General features: G+C 62.7%; 2 protein-coding genes. Both read right to left on the bottom strand.

Annotation, left to right across the window (positions count from 1 at the left end; genetic code table 11):
• Positions 1–569 (bottom strand): lyase family protein (locus tag ACRC1E_RS03465; RefSeq protein WP_438513718.1); only part of this gene is annotated, 569 nt, incomplete at its 3' end.
• A 121-nt stretch (positions 570–690) separates the two neighbouring features.
• Positions 691–1892: rhodanese-like domain-containing protein (locus ACRC1E_RS03460; protein WP_438513717.1), on the bottom strand; the 1202-nt coding region annotated here is incomplete at its 5' end.

Here is a 1892-nt window from a genome sequence, read left to right as displayed (position 1 = left end):
CCCCGGCAATCAAGCATGCGTTCGGCGTCGCGCGACAGCATTTCTACATAAGCCAGCATATGGTGGCCAAAGGTCACCGGCTGCGCTACTTGCAGATGGGTAAAGCCCGGCATCACGGTGTCGGCATGCGCCTCGGCCAGATCCAGCAGGCTGATTTTCAGGCCGGCAATCAGCGGCACGATGGCATCAATCTGGGCACGCAGCCATAGGCGGATATCGGTCGCAACCTGGTCGTTGCGTGAACGACCGGTATGCAAGCGCTTGCCGGCGTCGCCTATCTTGTCGGTCAGGCGACGCTCGATATTCATGTGCACGTCTTCCAGATCCACGCTCCAGTCAAAACGCCCGGCACGGATATCGTCCTGGATTTCGGCCATGCCACGGCGGATGGCGGCCAGATCGTCGTCCGACAGCACCCCGGCCTTGTGCAGCATGGTGGCGTGGGCCAGCGAACCTTCGATGTCGAATTCGGCCAGCCGCAGGTCGAAATTGACGGAGGCCGTGTATTTTTTGACGAGTTCCGAAACCGGCTCGGAGAAGCGGCCGGACCAGGCGTGTTGCTCTTGCATGATGGTTTCCTGTTTATGATGCGTATGCGACGACACTACCATGCCATATGCAATCAAAACAGGGAAGCCGGCCAACAGACAAACAGCGGCGGAATAGCAACATCCCGCCGCTGCCCGTCACTCAAGGCCGGGCCGGACGCTCGCCGCTAACGACCGGATTGGCCGGATCGCTACTCCACTCCATCCAGCCGCCGTCATAGACCGCCGGCCGTGGCCAGCCCATCAGATAGGCATAGAAGAAGGCTTCCGACGCCCGCCAGCCGGTGCCGCAGTAGAAGGCCACCTTTTGCGCCGGCAGGATGCCGGCCTCGCCCCAGAAGGCGGCGATCTCGCCGGCGGCGCGCATGGTATTGTCCGGATTGCGGAAGTCTTCCATATGGTAGGCATCCGAACCGCCATGTCCCCACGCTGCGCCCGGAATATCGCCCTTATGCTTGATATAGCTGTAGCCGGAAGTCTTGCCGCTGAACTCGTCCCAGCTGCGTATGCTGGCCAGACGCCCGTCCGGTGCTTTCAGCAAGGCCTTGGCCTCGGCCAGCGATACCAGATATTCGGGCTTGCCGGGGAAAGGGCCGCCCCAGCTGGCAGCCGGTTTGACTGCGGCAGGCAGACCGCGCGCAACCGGATAATCGGCCGCGCTCCACGCGTCGTAGCCGCCATCGAGGATGCGTACATCCTGCACCCCGGCCAGCATCAGGATATGGGCGGCACGGGCAGCCATCAGTGTTTCGCGGCCATACAGGATCACCGGTGTCCGGCTGCTGATACCCTGCGCCAGCAAACCGGCTTCCAGTTTTTTATCGTCGACCTTGTTCCACAGTGGCTCCGACTCCAGCGCATTGGTATCGATATAGCCGGCCCCCGGAATATGGCTCAGCAGGTAAGCCTTGGGTACGCCATAGCCGACTTCGAACAGCTTCCAGCCCTTGGCCGGTGCTGCCGTCACCTTCCGGCCCTGCTGCAAGTCATGTAGCCAGAACGCCGGCACCAGCGCCTGATAATTGGGCAGCGCCTGCAACTTGCCCGTAGCGCGCAGCGCATCCGGCAGATAGGAAATATGGCGGTAGCCCAGTTTGCCCAGGCGCGCGGCCACGGCCTTGCTGCCATTGCCGTATAGGCCCAGCGGCTGCTGCACGGCAATGCCCTTGCGCGCCAGCAGTGCCTGCAATTGCGCATCGTCCAGTTTGCCCAGCCAGGACGCCGCCAGATTGACGGCACCGGGCACATGCCCGCCCTGCTTGGCACCAGCTTCGGGCCAACCATTGAAATAGGCACTGGCACGCGTGTCCAGCGGCAGCGGATTGGTGGCGGCTGCTGCCGGCG

The organism is Craterilacuibacter sp. (genome assembly GCF_051659485.1).
In the GTDB taxonomy this organism is placed as follows: Bacteria; Pseudomonadota; Gammaproteobacteria; order Burkholderiales; family Chromobacteriaceae; genus Craterilacuibacter.
The sequence above is the reverse complement of the archived record's forward strand: the minus strand, read 5'-3'. Positions and strand labels throughout refer to the sequence as shown.